The 2,965-nt window shown below is 73.5% G+C and carries 3 protein-coding genes; 1 reads left to right on the plus strand and 2 read right to left on the minus strand.

Annotation, left to right across the window (positions count from 1 at the left end):
* On the plus strand, positions 1 to 444 hold a 444-nt coding region (locus tag ACV4UX_RS18325; protein ID WP_491594720.1), incomplete at its 5' end, for a methyl-accepting chemotaxis protein.
* 65 nt (positions 445 to 509) lie between these two features.
* On the opposite strand, the gene ACV4UX_RS18330 is transcribed toward ACV4UX_RS18325, so the two are convergent.
* Together ACV4UX_RS18330 and chrA are read right to left on the minus strand one after the other, a co-directional pair.
* On the minus strand, positions 510 to 1,613 hold the full coding sequence (locus ACV4UX_RS18330) for a chromate transporter (protein ID WP_491594721.1): 1,104 nt from the start codon (positions 1,611 to 1,613) through the stop codon (positions 510 to 512).
* 7 nt (positions 1,614 to 1,620) lie between these two features.
* On the minus strand, positions 1,621 to 2,769 hold the full coding sequence (gene chrA, locus ACV4UX_RS18335; protein WP_491594722.1) for a chromate efflux transporter: 1,149 nt from the start codon (positions 2,767 to 2,769) through the stop codon (positions 1,621 to 1,623).
* Positions 2,770 to 2,965 lie beyond the last annotated feature (196 nt).

A 2,965-nucleotide genomic window follows, 5' to 3' on the forward strand; every position in this document is an offset into this window, starting at 1 on the left:
AGAGGCTTCGCGGTCGTCGCCGACGAGGTGCGCAAGCTGGCCGAAAAGACCATGAACGCCACCCGCGAGGTGGGCCAGGTGATCCAGGGCATCCAGCAGAGCGCCACGCGCAGCGCGGCGGGCATGGACGGCGCGGTGGACCTCATCCGGGAGGCCACCAGCGAGGCCGACGGCTCGGGACGCGCCCTGGGCGAGATCGTTGCCCTGGTGGACGACGCCTGCGGCCGCATCCAGGCCATCGCGGCGGCCTCGGAACAGCAGTCCGCCTCCTCGGAGCAGATCAGCCGCACCATGGAGGACATCCACCGCGTGAGCGCGGACACGTCATCGGCCATGAACCAGTCCGCCCAGGCCGTGAACCTGCTTGCGGCACAGACCTCGGATCTTCTGCTCGTCATCGGCAGCCTGCGGGAAGTGGAGAACCACCCGGCCCTGGCCGCCTGACATCGCGCGTCGACGCCCGCCGCGCTTCGACCCGGCGGCGGGCGTGCACGCGCCGCTCGGCGGGCTCATCCGTAGAGCGCCACCCCCGCCAGGGCCGCCGCCAGGGCCACCCACACGCGGCCAGCGCCCCGGAAGCCCGCCGCCAGTGCCAGGACGGCCAGGGCGATGCCGGGGACGTCCCAGGCGCGGCCTGCGGCCGTCAGGGCGGCCAGTCCCGCCGTGATGCCGCAGAGCACGGCTCCGGCCCCGGCCAGGGCCTTGCGCGCCCAGGGGCTGGCGGACAAGGCCTCCATGCAGGGCGCGGCGGCCAGGAGCGTCAGCACCGTGGAGAGCGCGGCCCCCGCTCCGGCGGCCAGAGCCCCGGGCAGGCCCCGGGCCAGCATGCCGCATCCGGCGGCAAGGGCCGCCGCCGGGCCGGGCACGGCCAGGGCCAGGGCCGCAAGGTCCGCGAAGGCCCCGGGCGCGAGCCAGTGCCTCGCGCGCACGAAGTCCCCCGAGAGCAGGGGCCAGGCCCCCGCGCCGCCCAGTCCCCAGAATTCGGCCTTGAACGCGGCCAGGAAGATCCGCCCCAGCCCCGAGTCCAGGAGGAAGACGCCCCCTGTCGCCACGGCCAGGACCCCGAAGAGCGCCAGGAAGCGCCCGGGCCGGAGGCAGGAGGGGGCGCAGGAGGGCGCGGTCGCCTCGGTCGGCGCAGGCTCCGGCAGCAGGAGCACGCCGATCACCGCGCCGCCCAGGAGCATGGCGAAGGGCTTGAGCCCCAGGAAGAAAAGCCCTCCGGTGCAGACCGCCAGCCCCGCGCTCACCAGCCGCCCGGGCAGACGGCGCAGGCCGTCCAGGGCCAGGGCCGCCAGCACGCCCGGCAGGGCCGCGCCCAGGCCCCTCAGGGCCGCCCGGGGCCAGGGCTGGGTCCAGAAGTCGCCGGGAAGGGAGGCCAGACCGGCAAGGAGGAGCATCCCGGGCAGGCAGGCGGCCAGAGCCGCCGCCGCGAGGCCCGGGCCTCCGGCCAGGGCGTGGCCTTCCAGGGCCGCGCGCCGCGCCGGTGCGTCGCCGGGCCAGAGCGGCGGCAGGCCGGGCCGGAAGTCGCGCGGCTTGGCGAGGAGGGCGCCGGGAGAAAGTCCGGCGCAGAGGCCACGGAGAAGGACGTCGATGAGTTTGTGGCGTGTGGTCATGGCGTCCTCAGCAGATCAGGGCGGCCAGTGCCGCCGCACCCAGCACCACCCAGTAGACGGCCACCTTGGCGGCCAGCGCCCCCAGGGAGAGGGCCAGGAGGAGGGCGGTGCGCCAGTCCCAGGCCACGGCCTTGGAGAGGGTCCAGCTCACGGCCACGATCATGCCCCCCAGGGTGGCCAGCACCCCCGAGAGGGCCTGGCGCGCCCGGCGCGAGCCGATGATGGCCCTGCGGTAGTGGGAGGCGGCCAGCACCACCACGAAGGAGGCCGCGAACACCCCGATCGCGCCCACCAGCGCCCCGGGCACGCCGCGCACCATGTAGCCCATGAAGGCCGAGGCCAAAAGGCTCGGCCCCGGGGTCACCTGGGCCAGGGCCATGCCCTCGATGAACGTGGATTCGTCGATCCAGCCCCGGTACTCCACCACCTCGGCGTACATCACGGGGAACACGCCGAAGCCGCCGAAGGCCAGCATGTCCACCTTGATCATGGACACGGCCAGCTGGAAGAGCAGCCTGTCCCAGACATAGAGCGCCCCCAGGCAGGCCAGCTGCACCAGGCCCACGATCACGGCAAGTCGCAGCGCGCCGTCGCCCTCGGGGCCTTCGCCCGCGTCGGGGGCCGGTCCCGGGTCCAGGAAGAGCATGCCCAGCACGGCCGCGCCGCCCACGATGGGCACGATGCCCGCGCCGCCCAGGAAGAGCGCCGCCGCGCCCGCCGTGAAGGCCTGATGGCGGCGCGTGGGGGCGAAGCGCTTCACGAAATCCAGGCAGGACATCAGGCAGATGGCCAGCACCACCACCTTGAGGCCCATGTACACGGCCTGGGCTAGGGGGGCGTTGCGCGTGCCCATGTAGAAGCTGGAGAGCCCCAGCATGAGCAGGAAGGCCGGGGCCGAGAACCCGGCGTAGGCCGCCAGCGCGCCCCATAGCCCGCGCAGCTTGAGCCCGATGTAGGCCGCCAGCTGCATGAGCGTGCCGCCCGGGATGAGCTGGCACAGGCCCAGGCCCAGGCGGAACTCCTCGCGGCTGACGAAGGCGCGCTTCTCCACGGCCTCGCGGCGCATCATGGGCATCATGGCCGGGCCGCCGTAGGCCGTGGCCCCCACGATGAAGAAGCTCTTGAAGATGGTCCAGAGGCTGGTGCGGGCGGTCATGGAGACTCCTGCCGTACGAATTCCGGGCAGGATACGGCGAAGCGCGCGATTTGAAAACGGGTCCGGCGCGGTTGGGTTGGCTGGCGCGCTCGACAGGATAACCGATGATTCGCCCGCCGCCCGGCGACACGGCAGGCCAGTTGCGCTGGTACATCCTGCGCGATCTGAACGAGTACCACCACAAGCGCCACCGTCT

This window comes from Fundidesulfovibrio sp., assembly GCF_058402725.1.